16 protein-coding genes and 1 pseudogene are annotated in these 25750 nt (G+C 41.3%); 9 read left to right on the forward strand and 8 right to left on the reverse strand.

From position 1 onward, the window contains the following. Positions 1-54: 54 nt before the first annotated feature. Together ATH1_RS0111950 and ATH1_RS19445 are read right to left on the reverse strand one after the other, a co-directional pair. The gene (locus tag ATH1_RS0111950) at positions 55-1092 is read right to left on the reverse strand and encodes a hypothetical protein (protein ID WP_010422031.1); all 1038 of its coding nucleotides are present in this window, start codon (positions 1090-1092) and stop codon (positions 55-57) included. 716 nt (positions 1093-1808) lie between these two features. Next, positions 1809-10127, reverse strand: a complete 8319-nt coding sequence (locus ATH1_RS19445; RefSeq protein WP_010422047.1) for a T9SS type A sorting domain-containing protein — start codon at positions 10125-10127, stop codon at positions 1809-1811. A 120-nt stretch (positions 10128-10247) separates the two neighbouring features. On the opposite strand from ATH1_RS19445, the gene ATH1_RS21200 reads away from it, so the two are divergent. Next, entirely contained in the window at positions 10248-10487 is a 240-nt protein-coding gene (locus ATH1_RS21200; RefSeq protein WP_010422050.1) for a hypothetical protein, read from the forward strand. Between the two features lie 336 nt (positions 10488-10823). Here ATH1_RS21200 and ATH1_RS22255 read toward each other — a convergent pair whose 3' ends face one another. Beyond that, positions 10824-11078 (reverse strand): S24 family peptidase, encoded by a 255-nt coding sequence (locus ATH1_RS22255; protein WP_245531780.1) that lies wholly within the window; start codon positions 11076-11078, stop codon positions 10824-10826. Between the two features lie 658 nt (positions 11079-11736). Here ATH1_RS22255 and ATH1_RS22260 point away from each other — a divergent pair. Together ATH1_RS22260 and ATH1_RS19460 are read left to right on the forward strand one after the other, a co-directional pair. Then, entirely contained in the window at positions 11737-12189 is a 453-nt protein-coding gene (locus ATH1_RS22260; RefSeq protein ID WP_245531781.1) for a hypothetical protein, read from the forward strand. After that, the gene (locus ATH1_RS19460) at positions 12119-13399 is read left to right on the forward strand and encodes an ABC transporter ATP-binding protein (protein ID WP_245531782.1); all 1281 of its coding nucleotides are present in this window, start codon (positions 12119-12121) and stop codon (positions 13397-13399) included. Before ATH1_RS22260 ends, ATH1_RS19460 begins: the two co-directional genes overlap by 71 nt. A gap of 34 nt (positions 13400-13433) precedes the next feature. Here the strand turns inward: ATH1_RS19460 and ATH1_RS0111975 are convergent, their stop codons facing one another. From ATH1_RS0111975 to ATH1_RS0111990, 5 genes and pseudogenes are all read right to left on the reverse strand, one after another. Continuing rightward, the gene (locus ATH1_RS0111975) at positions 13434-14840 is read right to left on the reverse strand and encodes a hypothetical protein (protein ID WP_010422054.1); all 1407 of its coding nucleotides are present in this window, start codon (positions 14838-14840) and stop codon (positions 13434-13436) included. Further along, the gene (locus ATH1_RS0111980; RefSeq protein ID WP_010422056.1) at positions 14837-15400 is read right to left on the reverse strand and encodes an RNA polymerase sigma factor; all 564 of its coding nucleotides are present in this window, start codon (positions 15398-15400) and stop codon (positions 14837-14839) included. Before ATH1_RS0111980 ends, ATH1_RS0111975 begins: the two co-directional genes overlap by 4 nt. A gap of 166 nt (positions 15401-15566) precedes the next feature. Further along, positions 15567-15775, reverse strand: a pseudogene (locus ATH1_RS22625) (hypothetical protein). A 187-nt stretch (positions 15776-15962) separates the two neighbouring features. Beyond that, positions 15963-16418, reverse strand: a complete 456-nt coding sequence (smpB, locus tag ATH1_RS0111985) for an SsrA-binding protein SmpB (RefSeq protein WP_010422059.1) — start codon at positions 16416-16418, stop codon at positions 15963-15965. Between the two features lies 1 nt (position 16419). Beyond that, a complete protein-coding gene (locus tag ATH1_RS0111990) occupies positions 16420-17007 on the reverse strand; it encodes a YIP1 family protein (protein ID WP_010422062.1) in 588 nt (195 codons plus the stop codon). A 227-nt stretch (positions 17008-17234) separates the two neighbouring features. On the opposite strand from ATH1_RS0111990, the gene miaA reads away from it, so the two are divergent. The 6 genes from miaA to ATH1_RS0112030 all read left to right on the forward strand — a co-directional run bounded on the left by miaA (position 17235) and on the right by ATH1_RS0112030 (position 25640). Beyond that, a complete protein-coding gene (miaA, locus tag ATH1_RS0112000) occupies positions 17235-18173 on the forward strand; it encodes a tRNA (adenosine(37)-N6)-dimethylallyltransferase MiaA (RefSeq protein ID WP_010422068.1) in 939 nt (312 codons plus the stop codon). A 277-nt stretch (positions 18174-18450) separates the two neighbouring features. Beyond that, positions 18451-19875, forward strand: coding sequence for an adenylate/guanylate cyclase domain-containing protein (locus ATH1_RS0112005; protein WP_010422070.1), 1425 nt, complete (start codon positions 18451-18453; stop codon positions 19873-19875). A gap of 52 nt (positions 19876-19927) precedes the next feature. After that, entirely contained in the window at positions 19928-21562 is a 1635-nt protein-coding gene (locus ATH1_RS0112010; protein WP_010422073.1) for a dipeptidyl-peptidase 3 family protein, read from the forward strand. A 90-nt stretch (positions 21563-21652) separates the two neighbouring features. Further along, positions 21653-22618 (forward strand): NAD(P)H-dependent flavin oxidoreductase, encoded by a 966-nt coding sequence (locus ATH1_RS0112015; protein ID WP_010422076.1) that lies wholly within the window; start codon positions 21653-21655, stop codon positions 22616-22618. Between the two features lie 266 nt (positions 22619-22884). Beyond that, positions 22885-24132, forward strand: coding sequence for a M16 family metallopeptidase (locus tag ATH1_RS0112020; RefSeq protein WP_010422079.1), 1248 nt, complete (start codon positions 22885-22887; stop codon positions 24130-24132). 230 nt (positions 24133-24362) lie between these two features. Continuing rightward, positions 24363-25640, forward strand: a complete 1278-nt coding sequence (locus ATH1_RS0112030) for a M16 family metallopeptidase (RefSeq protein WP_010422085.1) — start codon at positions 24363-24365, stop codon at positions 25638-25640. Positions 25641-25750 lie beyond the last annotated feature (110 nt).

Consider the following 25750-nt stretch of genomic DNA (forward strand, 5'->3'; position numbering starts at 1 on the left):
TTTTCTTCAAAATGGTTGTCATTGTTGCCCTTCAGCTTTTTCGATAGTGCTTTTTCAGGAAACTCCAGTTACATTAACATTCCCTGATTTTGTAGGATTTTCAGGCAACATCAATGAAGAAAGATTGCTGTTGGTAGATTCAAGAACAATAGTACCATTATTATTCACATTCTTTGTAATCTCCAGTAAGGCACCGGGCTTAACTGTTACACCTGCATTTTCGGAAATGGTAAGAATAGCAATAGAAGCATTTCCATTAATTACAGGAGCATTATTATTAGAATCTATCTCAACCTTGCTATTGGAATCGGGCAGGTGCCCATTTTTCCAATTGGAAGAATTAAACCAATCTGAATCTACTGTCCCCAGCCATTTAACAGCAGGATTTAATAACCCCATTTCATCCACAATGTTTTCAAGGTCAGTTCCTTCTTCAACTCTTTTAAAATCTTCAATATCGCCGTATTCACCATTATAAATGATTCCCCATCCGGGATTGGTAATATTGGCATTGGGGTCCAAAATATAGATGTCATCACTATGACCATTCAGACCACCACCAAGGTGCGAAAAATCACCACCTACTATCAGATTTCCGCTATTATTTACCTGAGTCTTTGAATCGGTAGAAAAATCGCCTTTAACAACCAGGTCTCCTTTAATAAGAAGTCCTGCATTGGTGGAAGTTAAATTGCCATGAACAATTAAGATGCCACCCTGAGCAATGGTTACAGCCTCTGAACAATTTAAATTTCCAAAAATTTCAACTTTTGCACCGCTTTTTATATCAAGACCACCCCACTGATTGTTTTCGTAGTCTCCATCAACAATGAGTGTATCATTAACATTCACGGTAACAGGATTTAGATTCCCGTTACGAGTGATCGTACCGTTAATGGTCATCTCTTTGTCAATATTTTCAAAATCGGAAGGAACATTCCCGTTTAGCCAGGAATTTTCATCTTCGAAATTACCTTGTTTTTCGACGGTAATGTATTCATTATTGTTACCGTTGCCATTGCCATTCTTGGCAAAAGCATTAAACCCAAGAGTAAAAACCAACCCAATTAATAATAAAGTAACCCGTTTCATAATTCACAAATTTAACCCTGTTCAAAAATTATTTCCTCTTATTGAGGTTTCTTTGGTTACTTATACAGGACAAAAACACAGATTGTTGAGAAGTTTTGACAGACAGAGCGAATATCTTTGACGAAATGAAACATACGCAGGATAAATGTAAGATATACTCTTTTAATTGAGCGTGTCTAAAAAGTAACCTTTGGAAAACCGAATTCAATCCTTGCTGTCGCAAGTTTTGTTTTTCAATTAATTACGCAGATAGGCGCGGAGCACATCACAACTTGTCCCAATCCTTAGGAAGATATTCAGAGAGAAAAACGAACTTTTCAGACAGCGCCTCAACCATTCAAACAAGTGTTGAATAGAAAAAGCCCCGTTTCCAACGTTTTGGAACGGAGCTTTTAAACTTCACAGGGTTAATTGTGATATTTTTAAATCCCTTAAATTCTTCAAAAGGGGACTTGGTGAACTTTTCTGAATTACACAGGTTTCTGTGGCAGCTCCGTAGCTTTTTTGTCCTTTTACCGGACAGATTTTACTACCGATATGTCACCGCTCCGCACTTAAATTCTAACACCTAATCACCTACTCGCCTACCCGCCTACTCGCCTACTCACCTACTTGCCTACTTGCCTACTCGCCTAATCACCTAATCACCTACTCACCTAATCACCTACTCGCCTACTCGCCTACTCGCCTAATCACCTACTCGCCTACTCGCCTAATCACCTGACAACCTTTCCGGTTTTAACCACCTCTCCTGTATTTACCCGGATAATGTAAACGCCACTGTTATCGGGCAAATCAACTTCTGTTTCGGTCTCGCTTGTAGTGACACTGTTCATCAGCCGTCCATTTATATCCATAACTTCTATAGCGGCTCCTGATGACTGAAGTAGTACTTCACTGATTCGAACCAATGCAAACTCTTTCTGACCAAGAATATCTATTCCGGTAATATCATTCTGTTCCGGTTCTTCAACATTGGTTGGAATTTCCGCTGCCTTTTCGAAATGAAGAACAAAACGGTCATGATCATCACCCATTTGAGCAGGTGTATAAACGTATTCGCTTTGCTGCAGAAGATTAATCCATGAACCGGTTTCTTTATCTTCAAGATAAACAGAGTACCCGGCCCCGAATTCTTTCAGGTCGAATGCCATCGTAACATCTGCTTCTACACGATTGCGAACACTTATTGAAATGGAAAATTCGCTATCGTTTAATGCCGGAAGACCGTTAATGGCATAAGCACTGTTGTTAATTCTGGTGTATATTTCCGGTACATTTTCGGAACTGTTGAATTGTTTTTCCGAATCTTCTTCTCCGATACCTTCAGAAAAAGCTTCATTAAAGTAAATCACCGTCCCGTCAAATAAAAGATTGTTATTGGTCTGTATTCTTATCAGATTGTACGAGAAAGTTTCATTTGATGCACTTTTTAATGGTGCATCGCTATTCCTGACACGGGCAGTCCGTTTTATAGTCAAATCTGCATTAGTAGTTTCTATTTTCATCTGAACAGACTGATAGGGTGCAATATGACTGATATTACTTTCATCATATCCTTCGGGCTCAAGCGTCCATGCACCGGGTAAATTGTCGCCACCATTGTTATATGTTTGAATTACTCTCTCTTCTCCAATCGTGACCCAACTCCAGATGGTATTGGAAAATCCCTCACGGACCCAACCTGCAGGGTTTTCCCAGTCAATGGCGGTAGGAAATGGATTTCCAACCAGATAATAACCCCGACCATAAGTTTTCGTAACATCACTATTGTTGACTTCTCCGGAAAAATTCAACTCTTTTCCTTGCAAGTATTTCCCATAGACAGCTTCCAGTTCATTCAAATCAGGATTTTCGCTTATATAAGCATCGTCAACCCTTATCCATTTCCATTTGGGATCTTCTCTGAAAACATAAACAAAATCATTATTTATATCACCATCAGGATAAAACCAATTCAATTGTGCGTACTTTATCGGACTGCTTAAATAGAACTTCTTCTTAGCATCCAATTCGAGTTTAACATTAACTGACCCCGTTTTTGTCGGGCTATCCGGCAACATCAGGGATGAAAGTTTGGAATTGGTAGATTCGAGGATAATGGTTCCATTGTTATCTATATTATTTTTGATTTCCAATGATGCCCCGGGTTTTAATGTTACAGTCTTCCCTGTTTCAATAGTAAGGTTACTGCAATAGGCATCCATACCCTCACCAATGACAGGATTATTTGAAGAATTTAAATTATCTACTATTACAGAATTAGCAGCTGACGGAGCTAATCCTCCTACCCAGTTACCACCATCAAACCAATCGGTGCTAATTGTTCCCAGCCAGGTATATTCGGCCATACTACCTGAACCAAAAGTAAACAACCTTTCTGTATTATGATAAAGCGTTTCGGTCATAACAGAACCTCCACTAACATCGCCTGTCTTATTATTAAAATTAACTTCACCCCAAGCCGATGGCTCGTAACTAATCACAAGGAAGTCGGGACTATCCGGATTTACACCACTCTCTGAGTCCCAGCGTAACTTAATCTCAGCATTATCTGCATTGGCAGCTTTCACACTCCAGTATTCATTTTGACTCACATAGGTAACGCCATTTTCCGAATATCCATCTTCCGAAGCAGCATGATCAAAATACTGTGCAGTCCAAAGACCGGTTGTGGCAGGTTTAACCCCGATATTTCCATAGCGGTAATCATCACCAACGGGGAAGTCAAACATGGTTCCCGCATTAATTTTCTTCTGCATGGGGCCATTGACATACCGCAGATGAGATGCATTATTTACGGCTGCGTTGTCTGAATTTAATACCGTGAGCAATGCTGTTTCGGATGTAGAAATGATACCTTTTGTAAAAGTTATTACATTCCCCACATCAACCGGACCATTAAGAGTCAACCCCGCAACATTGTTAACTTCAATGTTATATAAAGCATTCTCATCGGTAAAGGAACCATTAATGGTTTGAACCTCATCCCCCTGCAATTTAATCGTCCCCTGACGGACATCAAAACTACCACCGGTTCGGGACATATTGCCATGAATGGTTAAAGGACGGCTTTCCTCATTAATAACATTTCCCCCTTCAATGACAAAATCTCCAAGAATATCTACATCAAGATTCGGAAGGATACGTTGGCCGCTTCCGCTAAATACCAGGTTATTAACCTGTGGAAGTTCAGCCAGGACAGAATAATTTGAACTGCCGGAATACTCTAACGTCCCTCCGTTTTCAGAGAAAAATTCGGTATATTCACCGGCAGGCAGAGAACCAGATTCAACAACAACGGTTCCTGTTCCGGAAACTTTTCCAAGCCGGTGATTCAGTGTATTTCCAACATTGACAACCCCGCTTTCTGAAATTTCGGTCTTATATGCCGCGTGTCCGTTAACCTGCAAATTAACCTCATGATTAATTTGCACGATGGCTCCTCTGGGACCACCAGCAGGAACAACACCTCCACCAACAACGCTCCAGACATCAGGATCATTCCAGAATCCATCTTGTTCGGTAACAAAAGTCTGAACTTTGTCAGGAATGGCCTCATCGGTACCTGCTGTATAATCTCCGTCAATACCGGCATCATTAGTGCCTTCAAAGCTAAAATTCAGGATGGTATTAATCCCGTCGAAATCATCAACAGAATATTTATTCCATATCCCTTCTTCTTCATCGAGAATGCGGGCCGTTATATAACTAGCGGTGTCTCCCCGAACATCGGCGGGATAGCCATGCATCGCAACATTTGCAGTAAAATTACTTATCCCTTCGGCATCCAATGTCCAGTTGTATTGCAAAACATTATCCAGGTCTTCAACAGGGATGGTAATATGAGGCTCGTTGGCAGCTTTTACCCGTATTGAACCGCCTTCATTGCCATTGGTGGTATTTTCCATAACCACCGGAGTGTACTTACCCGATGCACCTATGGGGTAGACAAAATTACTTACTACATCGGCAGGAAAATATTTCTTAATTCCGGCATCGGTAAACGAAAGATTGGTTTGCACCATATTGGATGAGGAGAAGCTATCTGAATCATCTCCTTCAATCACTGCATTTTCAGTTAGTACGAGCAAATTTCTCCCGATATCCAGTATTCCGTTATTCAACTTCAATACATCGGAAAATGTTATGGCAGATGACTGAGTTGGAACAACAACGCCTGCTGCGTTATCTACCATTAACCTGGCAATGGTTCCGCCTCCTGAAAGCTCTTGTGACGAGGTGCCATTCAAAACCACACCGTTACGCTCTGAACCGCTAACTGTATAAGCACCCCCGGCTATATAAAAATCACCTTTTACCGAAACATCGTTTTCACCGGTATCAAAAATTCCGGTATTCAAAGTCAAGTCGTTTGCGATTGTAACAGCACTACTCTCTCCTATTCGCAAAGTATCGGTTCCTTCATTTTTCACCAGGTTATAAAATTCGGTATTACCCGTGATGGACTGGCCGGCCAGCCCGCTGAAATAGGTGGTATTTTCGTTTGCATTATACGATCCTTCATTGGTCATATCACCATGTATGGTAACATCCAGTCCATTGGTATTAAAAACAGAATTAGTGCCAATGGATAAATTACCAAGAATTTCCACGGGAACCGTTTTTAATTTTCCTTCCACATTGCCGGAAAAGGTTAAATTTTCCAATGGTTGGTTCACATACATATCAAAAGGCTCAGAAGCCTCGTTACCGGCAGCAATCTCGATGGTACTTCCTTCTCCCAGGGATACAGACTCCGGATCGAAATAGAAATCGGTGAACCCGCCTGCCTTACTGTTCTTTATGGTTAGCTTAGCACCGGCTGCCTGAGTAAACGAACTTCCGGTGTTGAGGATTTCAAAAACACCGCGGGTTGATTCACCTGCATCTTTGGTTCCAATCTCGATGGTTGAAGCATCGCTGTTCTGAGAAAATTTCAGAATGCCGGCTTCGGTATATGGTGAACGACGAATCTGAGAACCCACATAAAGCTCCCCGCTTCCGTTGACTTCAATCTCTGATTTTCCGGAAGAGGTATATTCTATATAATTGTTGGTTCCTTCATCAAATTGGGCTTTACCGCCATCGTTGATGGTCAGTTTGCCGTCGAGCCATAAACCTGCTCCATTGGGGTCACTACCGCCAAGACTTATAGTCCCTTGATTGACGATTAGTTCTGATACGGCGGGGATTTTATACATTCCGCCACCGGAGCTTAGTTCTATGTTGAGGGCGGAATTATCCAAATATGCATTCCCGGATTGCAATACTAATGTTTTGGTATTATCATTATTTAAATTACTATTCAAATTGAAATTACCGGAAAACAATACTTGTTCGCCAATTGGCTTATTTATGTATACCCTGTTAAAATTAGTTATATCAGTACCACTCTTTGAGAATTCCACAGAATTGCTTCCTATGAAATATATATTTGCTTTTGCCGTATTCCCGGATAAATCGATAGCACCCGATTCTTGCATCAAATTCCCATATAAATTAACAGAATGTTCTATTGCTGAACCTCCTCCGGAAACATAAAAATCACCATCTCCGGAAAAGAAGAAGTCACCGTCCACATTTAATACTCTGCTCTCAGTGTTAGGGAGTACCAAATTTCCGGTATTAATTTCTAAATTACCGACTATATCTATATCGCCATTATTCTGGTTACTGATATTAAAAGTGGCATCTTCAACAAATAAATTACCATTGACTGTTAAATCAATATCTCCAGCAGTTTTGGTTCCTGATTCAGTAATATGCAAATTCGGATATTGGTTCAATTCAAAGATTAACTCTTGTCCATAATCAATAACACCAAAAAGCTTTAAGGTTACATATGAACTCTCCGGAATACTATATGCGCCTATTCCTGTATATTCAAAAATCGCCTCATTTCCATTGCAGAACTCTGAAAAATCAGCAGAAGGCATGTTGTCTCCATGAATTAAAAACCGCCCTTTTCCTTTTATTGAGCTAAATTCATTACCTGACACATAACCCCATCCTCCCCACAATGAGTAATTGTATGTTGCAGCACCACTTGCTCCTGATGTCACTTCAAAAGTTGGCGGATCAACGTTATCATCCCCTACACCGATGCCGGTTTCAGATTTACCCTTTATGTACACCTGGGAGGCACGTTCATCTCCTGAAATGGTAACAGTATGATTAACACCATTTGCGCCTCCGATAACAACCATATCATAAGACCTTGGAGCCCTACTAGTTGAGCTCCCTTGGTGGTCAGCGCTTTCAGTCCATGTACTACTTTGATTAAATGGGCCGGAAGTCAGGCTATATAAAGTTCTGACATTATTAAAAGCATTATTCTTGCCGTAAGTATAATCAGTTAATAGTGGATCTCCATAATCAAAATAAAGATTACTTCCATCTCTAACGTCATTCCCTGCATCATACCATTCATTATTTGCTGTAAAAATCATGCCTTTGCCACTGGGTACATTAGAAATATTTTCGAAATAAGTAAAAATATACCTCATGTTGCTACTACCCACTGTTGAAAGACCTGAATATGAAGTTTTCCAGTAATAAGGGGCAACGTCGTTAGGATTATCTACCGTTGGATGGTTTGCTGCTACATGTTTTACGTTAATTGAGCCTGAATCATTTAATGCCCCATCAACCCTAACTGTTGCGGGAGTAAAATAATATTCACCATCAACAGTATAACCAATAGGAAAATACTGAGCAATATCGTCATTATATGAACCATCTAAAACTACTGGTAGTGTCAATCCTCCGTTAGATGCACGACCATTGGTTGCAAACATTCTTGAATTTCCCCAACCGGTAGTAGAAAGCTGGCTATTCGCTAATTCCAAATTGTAATTACCCAACATTACAACCTGATCTCTGTTAAAACTTAAAGAATTAATCAAAAGATCACTAGCCAATATAATTTGAGGTTTTGACCCTGAATTATCAAAATTAAAATCTCCTATTGATTTTTCTTTCCTGTATTTGGAATATAAAGTCTGTTGGGTATTCCCATTCAACGTTATACTTCCACCGGAAATATTTCCATCAAATAAATAGATACTCCCACCTATATTAATACCACTAGCAGATACTACAAAATTGCCACGTGTAACATTTAAATCTCCTTCAATATTAACTCCGCTACCGGAACTACTTACCTCGAAATATCCATTATAACTGATTTCTTTATTTACATCAACATTATTAAAATTCAATGATAATCCTTCAGCTACTGTTATTACTGAGTTTTGTGAACCAATAAATGATGTTATATTACTTCGCAAATCAATAGAACTACCACTTTCCAGTGTTAAATCTCTTCCAATATTAAGTGCGTAATTATTTGACGTAACATCTAATATTCCATTCTCTCTAACAATAAGATCATTCAAGACTGTAAGTTCACTATTCAAAAGGGCGGTGGCAGTATTGCTTACGCCTGCTATTTCCAAATTAAAGAACGGTGCAGTTGATGAAATATTAAATTCACCTGAAGTACCAGCAATACGATTAATTTTTATTGTACCCCCGGTAACATTAAATTTCCCTTCACCCGACTGAATGTCAATGGCCAAATCATTTCCGGTGGCAGCATCCTGTATTTCCATTGTACCACCGGTCATGATGAAAACATTATTCACACCTTCAATGGAAAAAGTGGCCTTCCCTTGTGGATTCAAGTCACTTTCAATACCACCTTTCATAAAAACATGCCCCCCTGACTGATTATAAGTCCACCGGCCTTCCTGATTACCGGCACTCCTGAAACCAGGTGTTTTTACAGTTCCACCTTCTATCTGAACCAAAGCATTACCGGAATCCCAAGCCACGAATCCATGAGTATGGGTATTTAATGTGCCGTCAGTAATTCTGAATTTTCCCAATACGGAAAAAGATTGACTTCCAACAGCATTTACTTCCACGCCTGTTGATGTAAATCCGTCAGCATTATTACTCACTGCTGTTGAGTTCACTTCAACGGCTCCCCCGTTAATCCAAAAACCACCTGTTTCGGGAACATAAAAATCGTCACCCCCCTCTGTCAATGAATGTATGTATGTGGCACCGGTTAACTCAAGGGTACCATTTTTTATATAGAGGGCTTTCTCCTCAGACACAGTATCATTTTGCCCAAATAACCGGAAATACTCACGTTGTGAAGGATTAACAGTAAACCGGTAAGTTCGGTCACTTCCTTTATCAAGGATAAGTCGCTGAAGAAAAGTGGTATTATTGGCAGTAAGTACGGTATTAGATTCTCCTTTGACTGTTAAAATAACATAGCCATCTGTAGGAGTACTATCGTAGTCAGGATTAGAAAGATTGGTAAATTGAATTGATCCGTTATTGGTAATATTCCCCCGGGAATAAAGATTATGTGCAGCATTGGCTGAATTGACAGTCATTGAAGCACCGTTATTTACAGTTATATTACCTTTAACCGTTAAAGTTCTTGTAGTATTATTATTACCAAACTGGAAATTACCGTTAAGAACGGAAAAATTACCGTTAACAGTAAGGTCTCCGGCAAGATTAACCTTAGGGTCTGTGCCTTCAAGATCAATCTCTACATTGTAAAAAGTATGATCAGAAATGTCATATCCGCTCCCCTTATATACAACAGTTCCTTTTCCTTCGCCAACGAAATTCGAAGCATCCCCTGAAGGAAAGTTATCACCTTCCATAATAATCCTGCCGGAACCGCGTATTTCAGAGAAATTATGCCCCGAAGTATTCTTCAGATCGAGACGACCATCGACAGTTAAAACATTACAATGAGCAGAAAACGAATCGCCTTCGGTAGGCATGGTAATAGTACGACCACTTTTGATCACCACATCATCTCCTTCAAGCGGATATCCTTCATCTTCTGTCACATAGATCGCAGCAGCCGGATCCAGTGTCCAGTTATCGGGATTGTTCCACTCTCCCGAATTAAGCGCATACCACGTTTGTTGTGCGAAAGCATCTACGCCTGTAATTAATCCAAGAATCAGCCCGACTAATACAATGTAAAACTTCTTCATATCACTAAAAATTTAACCCTGTTCAAAAAAATCCACCCCTATTTTGAGGTTTTGCTGTGCAATTATACACGCGTGGGAAAATTTTGTTGAGAATCTTTGAGAAATGAATGTTGTCTATTGATGAAAGTAAAAATTTTAGAGATAAAAGTATATTGTACATTTTTTTACAAAAATTCAGAGACACTAGGTGAGGTTGAGGATGAGGTTAAGGATGAGGTTGAGATTGAGGTTGAGATTGAGGTTGAGGTTGAGGTTGAGGTTGAGGTTGAGATTGAGGTTGAGGTTGAGGTTGAGGTTGAGGTTGAGATTGCACCACAGATATCGCAGATTTACACAGATTTAAAAAAATCAAAGAGATGATTAGATTTATAGATATAAGGGGATAGATTCTTCGCTTCGCTCAGAATGACAGACAGCATCAGTGTCATTCTGAGGAAGTAACACACCCTTCAACGCCAAACCCAAAGTCACCCTTGTGGGGACTTAGGGGGCCCGGAACTCAAAACCCTAATTCCGCGGCTCACGACTTTCCCAAACCACCAGAAGACCCTTCCGGTTACCGGTGCTGTCCATACCATGAAACGATCGATGCGGGTATTTATGCTAAAGGCAAATGGCGAACGGGTTTTAATAACTTTAGTTATGATACCTTTGACACTGTTGGCTGCAATCGGCTCATCATCGTATGGAAGTCCGTCACCATGTGTTATGAGAAGTCCGGTTAGGTAGTCTTTTTTTTATTAACCGGTGGGCAATCCATTGTCCATCTCTTTCAAACACCAGAACCTGACCGGGTATCATCTGATCAAAAGTTACCCGTTTTATCTGGACACTGTCGCGTGGCATCAGTATCGGAAACATACTCATCCCATATACCGGTACCTGAACGGTCTTTCCCTCATTCAGCATTTGCTCGATCCACTGACGATATTGTTGTATGTTTTTGTTCACAACAGTGCTGTTTTGATAAGCTAAGGTCGGAAAAAATAATTGAGACCGGCCTAAAAAGCATCTTTATTGCCAAACTTGTTGTTGTTTTAAATTTTTGTATCCTCATTAACAACAAGTTAACTCCGGTAAAAAAATTTAAAACGCCTTGGTTTTGACAAAAATATGCTTTTTATACCGCACTCATAATTACTAATTACCAAACCTGTTTCATTCTCAACCTCAACCTCAACCTCAACCTAATTGAATTATTGATAGTTTAATAGATTCTTCGTCGTAACCTCCTCAGAATGACACTGAGCAGTCTGTCATTCTGAGCGAAGCGAAGAATCTATTTCTCAACCTCAACCTCATCCTTAACCTCATCCTTAACCTCATCCCTAACCTCAACCTTAGTCTTAGCCTAAAATCTAACCTCCACTCTCCGACTCCCCGACTCTTTCAAAAATGTTTTATATTTGAAAAAAATCAAGAAAATTACACAGTTAAATGGTATCTTTCTCTGTGGAACAAACGAACCGATAAACCTATCAAACACTACCACCAAATACTAACCATTCTGCGTTACATCTGGAAAAGCTCACCCGGATGGACGCTTCTCAACGGGATATTGCTTCTTGTAAGAGGCATACTCCCGCTGCTGCTGCTTTACCTTATAAAATTGCTCGTAGACGAGATACAGGTTGTTGCTGCCAATCCCGGTGGTGAAGACGCTTTAAACCGACTTATTTCCCTCCTGATCATTGCAGCTGCAGTATTTCTCACCAATGCACTGACTGCTTCATTGGGCACACTGGTGCGTGAACGGCAGTCGTTTGTCATATCCGACTATTTCGACAACCTCATCCACAACAAGACCACAAGAATCGAATATGGTTTTTTCGAGCACCCTAAATATCAAAATGTCTTTTTCAGGGCACTGCATGAAGCCTCTTTTCGCCCCTCACGCATTTTTTACGGAATTGTGGGGATACTGCAAAACCTCATCACGCTCATCGTAATGGGGGGGTATTTTGCTGATGGTTCACTGGTCGGTTTCTATCGTGTTACTGCTAATAACGCTGCCTGTTACCATTATCAGACTAAAATATGCGCGGGAATTATTCAGGTTTAAACGTAAAAATACAGATAAAGAACGCAAAGTAAATTATTACAACCGGTTGCTTACCTCGCGCGAATTTGCCAAAGAGTTACGTACCTTTGATCTGGGAAAGCTTTTTCGAAAACGCTATCACGAGTTGAAAAACGACTGGCGACAGAGCCAGTATAAAATGCTGCAAAGCAAAACAAAGCGGGAAGTGGTCGTTCAGATACTGGCTGCAATAGCTGTTTTCTCAGTTTACGGGCTCATCGCTTACCGTGCTTTTCAGGGAGATATTTCCATTGGTAGTGTGGTTCTTTATTTTATGGCGTTACAGCGGGGATATGCCTATCTCCAGCAATTTCTCGGTGGCATATCGGGTCTTTATGAAGATTCACTTTTCCTGAATAACCTGTTTGAATTTCTGCACCTGCCCGAGTCACGGTCCACCACGAAAAGCACAGAAAGATATCCCTTCCCTGCTCGTATGAAAGAGGGAATCCGCTTCGATAACATCGGCTTTCACTATCCGGTAAACGACCGATGGATTTTACGAAATGTAACGTTCAATATAAATGCAGGAGAAACGGTGGCACTGGTTGGTGTCAATGGTGCGGGAAAAACAACGCTGGTGAAATTGCTTTGCGGACTGTACAAACCGGTTGAAGGTGCCATTTTCGTGGATGGTATCCCGCTTGATGAAATCCGGTGGAAAGACCGGGTTGATAACATCAGTGTTATCTATCAGGATTTTATGCTGTATAATGTCACAGCGCGTGAAAATATCTGGTTTGGAAATATTCGCCGGGAACCTGCCGATAAAAACATCAAAGATGCGGCCGCCCAGGCAGGCATTCATGAAGTCATCGAAAACTTCGAAAAAGGCTATGAAACCACGTTGGGCACTCTTTTTGAAGACAGTGAGCAGCTGAGTCCGGGACAGTGGCAACGTCTGGCGCTTGCCCGTTCATTCTTCAACCCCTCGCAGATTGTGCTTCTGGACGAGCCTACAAGTGCACTCGATGCTTTCTCCGAAGCCCGCCTCCTTCAATACATTAAAGGAATCACGGAAAACAGAACCGCCATGATTATCAGTCACCGGCTTTCCACCATTAAGATGGCCGACCGGATAATTGTCCTTGACGGACAACACGTAGTGGAAACAGGGCACTATAATGAACTGATGAATAAAAAAGGTACTTTTTACCAAATGGTGGAGTCGTTAGGACAATATGGGGGTTGAGGTTAAGGTTGAGGATGAGCGTGAGGATGAGGGTTCACCACTCATAAAACACACCAGTAAAAACACCAAACGAATAGGGTCTGTAATCACCCGGGGTATCTTTTCCTATGTCGGAAATAAAATAATCAATACGAGGTTCCATACGAAAACGCAAACCTTTAAAAACAGGAACAGAAAAGGCGACACCGGCATGGGTGCTGAATCCCACATCCGAAAGTCCTGAAGTTTCTCCGATTCGCTGCTTTTGGCCGGATCGCTGCAGGTAAGCATCGTTATCAACAAGCCAGTTGGTACTGAACCCGCCCGACAGGAAAACACCAATGGTACTTTCAGGTGTCAGAAGATAACGTACGGTCACCGGAATCTGCAAATAGCCAAGACTCTGTTCGAGGACAGGACTGTCACTACTTTCCATCAGGTTTGACTTCAATTCAACATACCCTGTCGGTGCTTTTTGAAATCCGGCAAAATCGTTTGATGCAACAGGCGATAAATCAGTCCGGACGGTGCCCATTGAATTGGCAAGACTGATCTCATTGATACTATTGTCCAGGCTACCGCCGGAATAAGTGTCCATAGTTATGCTGTAAACCCGTTCCGAACGAACGGTGGTTGTTACCTCCTGCCCCATGGTGGCATACCTGACGCCTGTTTCTATCTGCCAGCGGGTATTCACATTCATGGCAAGTGCCAGACCGCCTCCCGCGGCTTTCAGCCCGTTCTCATCCACACTCCCGGGTGCAGAACCGGAAACATTTCTGAAAGAATAAGTTGGCGAATATTCCCCTCCTATGATCAAATGTCCGGAGGCCGGTTTTTCTTCAGAATCATTATAGGTAGTGACAACAAAAGTCTCTTCGTGGTTTTGTGTTGCATACAATCTATCTGGCGGGCTGATATTGACTCCATCAAAAATATGATCGCCAATGAGAGGCATCATCTTTTCAGTTGTTCCGGCCTGAGGGTCTGAAAGATTTTGAGCGTCCGGGATACTGCCGGTTGATCCCGCCACTTTTATATCACCGGATACCGAAGCAGTCTGTAACGTTCCTTCCTGCCGTATCTCACTTTTTTCAGCTAAAACCGGCATATCCGAACCTGAAGCAGGTAAGATATCAGAATCATTTCCTCCAACAGAGCTATCTTTTTTTGTCTGTTTCGTAACACCGCCGGCATCATTAGGATCACTTTCAACCTGTTGTTCCGACACAACGAGGGAACCACTATCGACCCGGGAATCAGACTCATTAAAAAGCCAGAACAGCCCTGCCGCTATAACGACAGAGGCCGCTGCTCCTATTCTCAGAAAGAGAGGAACCAGACGCTTTTTCTTTTTGTCCAGTTCTTTTTCAATACCTTTCCACACACCCGGAGAAGGTTGAGTTTTCAACTCCTTCAGCCGCGTAAATAACTGATCTGTGATATGTTCGGGTATCCTCATAATTTCGTAGTCTCCAATTTTCTGTCTTCACTAATCCTCTGCTGAAGCCATTTTCGGGCACGGGAAAGATTTGATTTACTTGTGCCCGGCGAAATATTTAACTTCCGGGCTATTTCTTCGTGTGTCAATTCATCAATTACATACATATTAAATACCAGTCTGTACTTTTCCGGCAATTTCTGAATTAATGATAAAAGCTCGTTCAACGAGTACCCCTTCCCTTCAGAATGATTCGTATCCTCATCGCCTTCTATATCAGGAAATTCATCCTTCATCTCTGTTTTAATTCTGGCTTTCCGGAACGACTCAATGATCAGATTAATCATAATTCTTCGCATCCACCCTTCAAACGAGCCTTCAAAACGAAAATCACCTATTTTCTCAAACACTCTGATAAAACCATCCTGCAAAAAATCTTCTGCCTCTTCCCTGTTGCCGGCATAACGCAGGCACACACCAAACATTTTAGGCGCAAAAAGCTCATAAAGTGCCTTCTGAGCACTCCTCTCACCTTTCTGACATCCTGAAATTATGTCGTTTATCTCTTTGAATACAGACACTGAAGAGCTTTCCTATTGGTTTTCCAGGCAAAAGATACACCTCTGTTCATTATTATGCAACCTCTTTACAATAGACTGTAAGATTTTTAGATATAAGTAATTTAGTCATCAGTTTTTAGTCAGTAGCCAGTAGTGTGAATTATAAACACAACATACGTCTTTGCAGTTAAGCTTTTTCCCCAAAACCCCCTGCAACACTACAGTTTGCCCGTATAAAAAAATATTTATGAGTGTAGTATAAAAAGCCTTCAAACTGCTGATTTTTAACATTTTACCCCTGACCCCTAAAAGGGAACTGCTAAAAATCAGCAGTTTGAAAAAGTCCCCTTTAGGGGATTTAGGGGTCAAAAGACTTTTTAGACCGGGCTCACGCAATTATTTTATCAGGCTAATTCTGAATTGGTTTTTAATAATTTGTTGGTTCCGGCTTATTCAGGTCAGGAATATCAGAACAACACACTCCAGCCCGATTTCACTAACCACTATTGACTAACCACTAACCACTAATGACTAACCACTAACCACATGATGGAGAAAAGAAGATAAGGTTGCGTGAAAATCATCAGAAATTTTTCCGGATACGGTCTAATTCGCGCCTGGTATCTTTTTCTTTAATGGACTCGCGCTTGTCGTGTTTCTTTTTCCCCTGAGCCAGTGCTATTTCGAGCTTGGCAAAACCCCGGTCGTTGATAAACATGCGCAAGGGAACAATAGTCAGACCCGACTCTTTTGTTTTCCGTTCCAGCTTTTGAAGTTCTTTTTTTGTGAGAAGCAGTTTTCGTTCACGGTGAGGGGCATGATTATTAAAGGTGCCATAAAAGTATTCCGAAATATTCATCCCTTTTACCCACAATTCCCCTCGCCTGAAGTAGCAATAAGAGTCGACCAGTCCGGCACGCCCATTCCTGACGGATTTAATTTCGGTACCGGTCAACTGAATTCCGGCAACAAATTTTTCGAGTATTTCGTAGTCAAAATACGCTCGCTTATTGCGAATATTTATTCTGTTTGTTGCCATATCAGATAGTTATCAAATTCAACAATAAAATACGAATGACATAGGGTAATCCTAATATCAAAAGTCCTGTTAACACGGAGAAAACGGTTTTTTGCTTCTGTTCGGGGCCGGCAATTATTCTTATCCCTGTCAAAACAAGATAAATACTGTAAAATGCAAATACCTGCAGGAAAAAAATTTCCGGCACTAAAGCAGTAAGGAGCAACACAAGATATAAAGGAGCCGAACTGTAAACTGTTAATTTAGCAGCAATCTCCCGCGATGGAACAAAACGGAAATATTTCATTATCCGGAATACAAAGTCCCATGCAAGAAAAAGCCCGCTAAACAAAGCAGTAAATTCAACAATTACTTTTTTAAGCGCCAGTTCAATAAGAAAAGCCTGTTGATTAATAAGGTAAGAAATAAAAGTAGCCACAGCTACCAATCCTATCAGAGGCAGAGCAAAAGTGCTGAGCAGATCGTTAAATGTAACCGACTCTCTGTGTATCTTCTGCCACTCCTTCAGCGGTGCGGTTATCAGATTTCTCAGCCTTAACCAAAGCTGCCGGTACATGTGAACAGTATTAACAGATTCTTTTGCCCCCATAAAAATCTCTTATCCGCATTAAAGTTTATCTCCGGGTAATCAAAGTACAACCAACAAACGCAATGTGCTGGCAATATCAAGCGGAAAAAATTCTGAGACAAAATTAAAAAATATTACCAAATTCTTGCAAGTACACAACGAAACCGGGGAGGGAATCAAAGCCCGCAACTCGATTTCCCACAACTTTTTGTTAACTTTGAAATAATTACAGAACGTTAGATTTTTTAATGACAGTAACACAAACACCATATAATCTGATTGTTATTACCGGACCTACTGCCAGTGGCAAAACACGTCTTGCTGCACACCTGGCTCATTGCATCGATGGCGAAATCATCAGTGCAGACAGCCGCCAGATTTATAAAAAAATGGATTTAGGTACCGGAAAAGATTATGACGATTACATCATCAGCGGCGAAAAAATTCCTTACCATCTCATCGATATCAGGGAACCCGGTTATAAGTACAATGTTTACGAATATCAAACCGACTTTTTCAAGGTCTTTGAAGAGATAAAAAACCGCAAAAAATTCCCTGTGATGTGCGGAGGCACAGGATTATATATTCAGGCAGTACTCGACCAATACAAAATGGTGCATGTTCCTCCGAATCCTCAATTAAGAGAACAACTTCAGGACAAATCTCTGGAAGAACTCACCCGCATTTTAGAAGGATTCAAAAAACTTCATAACACCACTGATACGGATACGAAGAAAAGAGCCATCCGAAGCATAGAGATAGAAACTTATTATCAAAACCATCCCGAAATTGAGGTAAAGCTGCCCGCGGTTAACCCACTTATTGTAGGTGTTGACATCGACCGGGATATGCGACGGCATAAAATAACGAAGCGCCTTAAAGAAAGGCTCAGCGAAGGAATGATCGAAGAAGTAAAACAGCTTATTGATGAAGGTATCAGCCCCGAAGATTTGATGTATTACGGCCTGGAATATAAGTATATCACCCTTTATGTTATTGGCAAAACAACTTACGAAGAAATGTTTGAACGTCTGAACATTGCCATTCATCAATTCGCCAAACGCCAAATGACCTGGTTCAGGGGAATGGAACGCAAAGGACACAAAATTCATTGGATAGATGCAACCAATAACATTGATGAAAATGTTTCACTGATTTACAAAATGATATATAATTCATCGCAATAACATTCGACCCACATTCTTGATAGAACTTAGCCTGATATATATCAAGAAAAATTAATAACTCATCAAACAGAAACCGACTTTTAATGTTTTATTACGTATGAAGTTTTTATATGATGAGTGCTGTATAAAAAGCATATTTTTGTCAAAATCCAGACGTTTTAATTTTTTGTACCGGAGTTAACTTGTTGTTAATGAGGATACAAAAATTTAAAACAACAACGAGTTTGGCAACAAGGATGCTTTTTAGACCGGGCTCATAGAATATAAGTTTATTATCATGGACAACATAAATCAATATATTCAGCGAATTCAAAATCTTGCCAACCGTAATAAAGAACTAAATGCCCGGCTTCAGAATCTTGTTGGGCGGTATTCTCTCATTCAGAAACAGAATGAAAAATATAACGAACTTCTTGCACGCTTTTCAGACATCAGCGGGCCTGTTGCAAGCGACTTCCCAGAGAAAAAGACACAAAAAAAAGTCGAGCACCTGAAAACAGTGTCACTTTTATATATCTCAATCTGTGGATTTGAAGACCTCGCCAAAATGGATAGTCAGTCGGACCTCATTGATATTCTGGATGAAATATATATTACCATTGATAAAGTTGCCGAAGATTTCAAACTAACCAAAATTAAGAGTTTCGGAGATAATATTATTTATGCAGCAGGACTGTCTAATGAATACAGAACAAATCCAATAGACATTACAATGGCTTCTATACGCATGCACAGGGCCATCCTAAACATTTATCAACAACAAAAATCACAACCCTTCTGGAAAGTGAAAATGGGAATACATACTGGACCGGTTCTCTCTGTTGACCCCGGCAAACAATATACCCCTTATTCAATTAGCGGCGATAACGTCAATGTTGTTTGCCGGATTGGAGAAAGCTGTCCGCCGGGGCAAATAAACATGTCGGAAATGACCTATGAGCTGGTCAAAGAGTTTTTCAACGTCTCACATCTGGGGAGCATACCCGTAAAATACAAAGGTGCCATGAACATGTATCTGGTTAACGGGCTGACAGACGATCTTCATGTCGCGGATAATGTTTTCGAAAATAACGAAACTTTTGATGTTCGATACGGACAAATACAGTTCATGGATATTCAGGAGAATATATTAGACCTTCTTGAAAAAAACCTCCCTTCCAATTTGTATTATCACAATGTGAAACACACGGTCGATGTAATTACCGAAGTGGAACTTATCGGATGGGCCGAAGGACTCAGTGAAGAAGAGATTCTTATACTAAAAATTGCCGCTTTGTTTCATGATGCAGGCCATATAGTAGATTATCGCTATCATGAACACCAGGGCGTTTTAATGGCCCGCCAGATACTGCCCCGCTACAATATTCCCCAAAGCAGGATCGACACAATCTGCCGGCTGATCCTGGCGACCAAACTTCCGCCTCAACCAAAAGACAAACTGGAAGAGGTAATGTGCGATTCGGATCTGGACTATCTGGGACGTACCGACTTTATCCCGGTTTCAAACATGCTTTACAGAGAACTAAAGGAAAGGCAAATGGTGGATTCATGGCAGGAGTGGAATCAGATGCAGCTCGATTTTATCAAACAACATCAATACTTTACCAAAACAGCACAAAACCTGAGAGAAGTTAACAAACAGCAACAAATAGAACGACTCCGTCAACTGCTTAATGAAAACGAGGTAAAGGTGAAATATTAAAAAAAATCCCTACATTTGAGGTCGCATTGCACAACTCGTAAAAAACTCATCTATGAAACGGTTTCCCGCTTTTATTGCTGTTGTTATAATAATTGCCGCATGTCAACCAACCTCCAAAAAATACGAAGCCTCTGTTAAAGACATAAAAGACAGAGTTGAAGCTTACCAGTCATTCAGATTGACAACCGATCTGTCGGCATTATCCCCTTCTCAAAAAGAAATGCTTCCCCTGCTATTTGAAGTAGCTGACATCATGGATAATCTCTTTTGGCAACAGGCATGGGGCAATAAAGAGCAACTACTGGATAACATTAAGAATGACCATCTGAGGCGTTACGCCGAAATCAATTACGGTCCATGGGATCGGCTGCACGACAATGAGCCTTTTATCAAGGGTATTGGACAGAAACCTGCGGGAGCCCGGTTTTATCCCGAAGATATGTCAGTTAACGAGTTCCGGCAGTTATCGAACCTCGATAAAAACGGGCTTTACACTGTTATTGAACGCGATAACGAAGGAGATTTGACCGTTATTCCTTACAGCCGTAAATGGGAAGAGGAATTGTCACGGGCCGCTGAACTTCTCATGCGCGCCTCAGAACTGGCCGAAGACCAAGGATTTAAGAGGTACCTTAAAGAACGTGCTAAAGCATTTCTCAGCAACGACTATTTCAGAAGCGATATGGCCTGGATGGATATGAAAAATAACATTATCGATTTTGTTGTTGGGCCGATCGAAACCTATGAAGACAAACTCATGGGTGCTAAAGCAGCTTTTGAAGCATACATACTTATTAAAGACACTGTCTGGTCGGCACGTCTGAGCCATTTTGCCGAATTGTTACCGCAAATTCAACAAGCGCTGCCCGTAGATGCTGAATATAAAAACGAAACGCCCGGAAGCGACTCTGATCTGAACGTTTATGACGCCATTTACTACGCCGGCGATTGCAATGCGGCCAGCAAAACCATTGCCATTAATCTTCCGAACGACCCGGATGTACAAATGAAAAAGGGAAGTCGTAAACTCCAGCTCAAAAACAGCATGAAAGCAAAATTCGAAAACATACTCGTTCCGATTAGCGAGATACTGATAGACCCTTCACAACAACAGTATATCGACTTTGATGCTTTTTTTGAAAACACCATGTTTCACGAGGTAGCCCATGGCCTGGGTATCAAAAACACCATTAACGAAAAAGGTACTGTACGCGAAGCACTGAAAGAAACATCATCGGCCATTGAAGAAGGAAAAGCCGACATACTCGGACTTTACATTGTAACACATTTGGCAGAAACCGGGGAACTAAAAAACAAAGATCTGATGACAAATTATGTTACCTTTATGGCAGGCATTTTCAGGTCGGTTCGTTTTGGTGCAGCCAGCGCTCACGGAAAAGCCAATATGATACGTTTCAACTACTTCCTTGAAAAAGAAGCTTTTACAAGAAATCCTGAAACAGGAACCTATCACGTGGATTTTGCAAAAATGAAAGAAGCCATGAACCTGCTTTCCGAGGAAATACTTGTTTTACAGGGAAACGGAGATTACGAAAAAGCAAAAAAAATGGTTGACGAATCGGGTATCATCAATACCCGCTTGCAACAAGATCTGGATCGCATTAATGAAGCTGGAATCCCCGTCGATATTGTTTTTGAGCAAGGACCAGACGTACTGGGGTTATAAGTACCAATCAACATAACACACCAAACCTGTTGATCTTTGAATTGCCAAAGTCAGCAGGTTTTTTGTAATATCAAATAAAACAGAAAGAATATGCAAACATTGTTTTCCGACAACCCGGTAACAAAGCTCTTTAGCATACAATACCCCATCATTCAGGGGGGCATGGTTTGGTGCAGCGGATGGCGACTGGCATCGGCCGTCAGCAACAACGGCGGTCTGGGCCTGCTGGGGGCTGGTAGCATGTACCCCGGGATATTGCGTGAACACATTCGAAAAATGAAACAGGCCACCCAAAAACCCTGGGGAGTTAATGTTCCACTGTTATATCCTGACATAGAAGCCCTGATGCAAGTGATTGCTGAAGAAGAGGTGAAAATTGTCTTCACCTCAGCCGGAAGTCCTGCCAGGTGGACGCCCTTTCTCAAGTCGAAGGGAATAAGAGTTGCTCATGTCATTGCCAACTCCCGCCTTGCGCGAAAATGCGAAGATGCCGGAGTAGACGCCATTGTTGCAGAAGGATTTGAAGCAGGAGGTCACGAAGGAAGAGAAGAGACAACAACTTTCACACTCATCCCCCTTGTGCGAAAAGCTACTCAATTGCCTTTAATTGCCGCCGGCGGCGTAGGAAGCGGACGCCATATATTAGCAGCTCAGGTTCTTGGTGCCGATGCTGTTCAAATTGGTTCGCTTTTTGCTCTTTCCGAAGAATCCTCCGCACATAGGGCATTCAAAGAATACGCTGTTAAAGCCAAAGAAGGAGATACCATGCTCACTCTGAAGCAACTTGCTCCCGTACGTCTGCTGAAAAATCATTTCTATAAATTGATAGAACAGGCACAACTGCAGGGAGCTACAACAGATGAACTCAAAAATCTTTTGGGAAAAGGGCGAGCTAAAAAAGGTATTTTCGAAGGCGACCTGGAAGAAGGTGAACTGGAAATTGGCCAGGTGGTTGCCCTTATAGACGAAATAAAACCCGTAGAACAAATTATGAAAGAACTTTTGAACGAGTATAAAGCAATTGCTAACATACGTGATTTAGATAAAAGTTCTTAGTCAGTAGTTTTTAGTCATAACCGGGACCAAATAAATCTATACATTATCTGCCGCAGCTCCGCAGCTTTTTACTTTTTTATTACATAATTTTTACCGTTCTTTCGCCGCTCCCCGGCTATTAATTGCTGAGATGTTGTTGACAAAACTAAAACCGCGGAGCGCTGTCCGGAGCGGTAACATTACCCGAAAAACACCAATATCAGAAGTAAGTCACCAACAATCTAATCATCTAACATTAATAAACATCCTAACATCTTAACAATCTAATGATAGATTACTACAAACACCAATTAAAAAACGGACTCAGAATAATTGTTCATCCCGACAAAACCACTCCGATGGTTGCAGTCAATGTACTATATGATGTCGGTGCACGTGACGAACATCCCGACCGAACAGGATTTGCTCATCTGTTTGAGCACCTGATGTTCGGTGGTACAAAAAAAATCCCGTCTTATGATGCCCCTGTGCAACATGTAGGGGGAGAAAATAATGCGTGGACCAGCAACGACTTCACAAATTATTATGTTACGGTTCCCGCTGTTAATTTAGAAACAGCATTCTGGCTCGAAGCAGACCGCATGACAGAGCTGGATTTTTCTGAAAAAAGCCTGGCTGTTCAGCGAAAAGTAGTTATCGAAGAGTTCAAACAGCGCTATCTTAATCAGCCCTACGGCGATATTCCTTTGCTTATCCGGGATCTGGCATATAAGGTTCATCCTTACCGATGGCCCACCATCGGAAAAGATATTTCACACATAGAAAATGCGACACTTGACGAGGTAAAAACCTTTTTCTTTAAACATTACGCGCCCAACAATGCAGTACTTTCTGTGGCGGGTAATGTTGAACCGGATGAAGTTTTCCGTCTCGCCGAAAAATGGTTCGGTCCGGTTCCCCCGAGAGAAGTGCCTGAAAGGAATTTGCCTGAAGAACCGCCTCAAACGGAATCGCGTTACCGCGAGGTAAAACGAAATGTTCCTGCCCCTTTTATCCAGATGGTTTTTCATAACGGACGCAGAACAGATCCGGACTTTTATGCCAATGATCTGCTTTCGGACATACTTTCCAACGGCCCGTCGGCACGTTTGTTTCAATCTCTGATAAAAGAGAAACGACTCTTCTCCGATGTCAATGCATACATCGACGGTGATCGCGACCCCGGCCTTTTTACTGTTACCGGAAGACTTATGCCCGGGGTTAAAATGGACACCGCTGAGCAAAGCATCCGCAATGAATTGAAAAAACTCGCCAGCGAAGGGCCTACCGACTATGAACTGCAAAAGGTGAAAAACAAGGTGATTTCGAATTTTGTTTTCGGCGAAATACACTATCTAAACAAAGCTGTTAACTTAGCACAGTTCGAATTAATGGGGATGGCCGATGAAATAAATCGCGAACCCGAACGATACAAAGCTGTGACTAAAACCGAAATAAAAGAACTGGCCGAAAAAATTTTCAATCCCGATAACTGTTCTACATTATATTACCTTACTGAAAACACCTTAGATTAAGGGTGCCGACAGGCAGAAGTAATGAAGACACAAGTAATAGTAAAAAATTTTGTAGAAAAGAATTTTTCAGTTTATCCTGAAAATCTGAATGATAAGCAAACATTTAATCCTCATAATGCCCGTCTATAAAGACGAGGAATGCAGAGCCTGCTCAGGAGTGGACTCAACATTCAAATCACCCGGTTTCACAAATGTTAAACCTGTTACCTCGAAAAAACAAGAAAGGAAAAATGACTAATAACACAAATACGTCTCCCGAATTTAAAACCATCAAAAAAATTGACTTTTTGCCCGTACAGGAATTTAAACTTGACAATGGTGTACCTGTTTCTATTATAAAAGCAGGGAGTCAGGATGTTACAAAAATCGACATAGAATTTCCTGCCGGTGCCATACAGGCCGGTATTCCCCTGGTGGCATCGACAACGGCCAACCTCATGCAGGAAGGCACTAAGAAGAAATCATCTCAGCAAATTTCGGAAACAATAGATTTTTACGGTGCGTATCTTAATACTCAAACGTATCATCATCATACCATTATCACCTTCCTTTGCCTGACGAGTTGTCTCCCCGAAATGTTGAATCTGGTTCATGAAATAATCACCGAACCTGCTTTTCCCAAAAATGAATATGAAATTTATCTGCACAAAAAGTTTGAAGAATTCGCTTTCGAAAGTGAAAAAGTAAAAACCATGGCCACCCGCCTGTTCGGTGAAACCATCTTCGGACCGGACCACCCTTACGGGCGACAATTGCAAAAAAAACACTTCGAAATAATTGACATAGAACAGGTAAAAGCCTTTCATCATAATCATTATCGCCCGGAAATGGCAAAAATATATGTCGCCGGACAGCCGGGAGATAACATCCGGGAACTTCTTAACAGGTATTTCGGACAAACACCACGATATATTCCTGAGGACGAATCTACAATACCGCCTCTTTCCCCTTCTGATGAAAAAATGAGAATAATCCGAAAAGAAGACGCCATGCAGTCTGCTGTGCGCATTGGGCGTCCACTGTTTAACAATCATCACCCCGATTTCATCCCTCTGCAGCTGTTGAATACCATTCTGGGTGGTTATTTCGGGTCGCGCCTGATGACAACAGTGCGGGAAGAAAAAGGACTGACCTACGGGATAGGCTCCTTTGTTATGCCACTTAAATACAGCGGGGTATGGGTAATCAGTAGTGAAGTCGCCGGAGAGCGCAGAGACGACGCCATTAAAGCCATATTTGATGAGTTCAGAAAACTGCGCGAGGAAAAAATCCCCTACAATGAACTTGAAATGGTCCGAAATTATATGATGGGAGAATTGCTCCGCAATTTCGACGGTCCCTTTTCTACTGCCGATATTTACCGGACATTAAAAGAATACGAAATGGATTTCGGGTTTTATCAGAAGATGATTGATTATGTTCGTAATGTTTCAACCAATGCCATTCGCGAAATGGCACAAAAATATCTTGATCCAAATGATTTTTGGGTGGTTGTGGCAGGAGTTTAAGCATTCCGGATGCACTTCAATTTTACTTTTTACCCTTACTAAAAATCCCCGTTAATTAATTACGTATTTCCCATTTTATTAATTAATTTAGGCCCTATCGGGAGAAATAC

This window comes from Anaerophaga thermohalophila DSM 12881, assembly GCF_000191885.1.
Classification (GTDB): domain Bacteria; phylum Bacteroidota; class Bacteroidia; order Bacteroidales; family Marinilabiliaceae; genus Anaerophaga; species Anaerophaga thermohalophila.

Bases quoted from the DNA above. Each gene is read 5' to 3' on its own strand.
- ATH1_RS0111950 (WP_010422031.1), bottom strand. From the start codon at position 1,092: ATGAAACGGGTTACTTTATTATTAATTGGGTTGGTTTTTACTCTTGGG.
- ATH1_RS19445 (WP_010422047.1), bottom strand. From the start codon at position 10,127: ATGAAGAAGTTTTACATTGTATTAGTCGGGCTGATTCTTGGATTAATT.
- ATH1_RS21200 (WP_010422050.1), top strand. From the start codon at position 10,248: ATGAAAGTAAAAATTTTAGAGATAAAAGTATATTGTACATTTTTTTAC.
- ATH1_RS0111975 (WP_010422054.1), bottom strand. From the start codon at position 14,840: ATGAGGATACCCGAACATATCACAGATCAGTTATTTACGCGGCTGAAG.
- smpB (WP_010422059.1), bottom strand. From the start codon at position 16,418: ATGGCAACAAACAGAATAAATATTCGCAATAAGCGAGCGTATTTTGAC.
- ATH1_RS0111990 (WP_010422062.1), bottom strand. From the start codon at position 17,007: ATGGGGGCAAAAGAATCTGTTAATACTGTTCACATGTACCGGCAGCTT.
- miaA (WP_010422068.1), top strand. From the start codon at position 17,235: ATGACAGTAACACAAACACCATATAATCTGATTGTTATTACCGGACCT.
- ATH1_RS0112005 (WP_010422070.1), top strand. From the start codon at position 18,451: ATGGACAACATAAATCAATATATTCAGCGAATTCAAAATCTTGCCAAC.
- ATH1_RS0112010 (WP_010422073.1), top strand. From the start codon at position 19,928: ATGAAACGGTTTCCCGCTTTTATTGCTGTTGTTATAATAATTGCCGCA.
- ATH1_RS0112015 (WP_010422076.1), top strand. From the start codon at position 21,653: ATGCAAACATTGTTTTCCGACAACCCGGTAACAAAGCTCTTTAGCATA.
- ATH1_RS0112020 (WP_010422079.1), top strand. From the start codon at position 22,885: ATGATAGATTACTACAAACACCAATTAAAAAACGGACTCAGAATAATT.
- ATH1_RS0112030 (WP_010422085.1), top strand. From the start codon at position 24,363: ATGACTAATAACACAAATACGTCTCCCGAATTTAAAACCATCAAAAAA.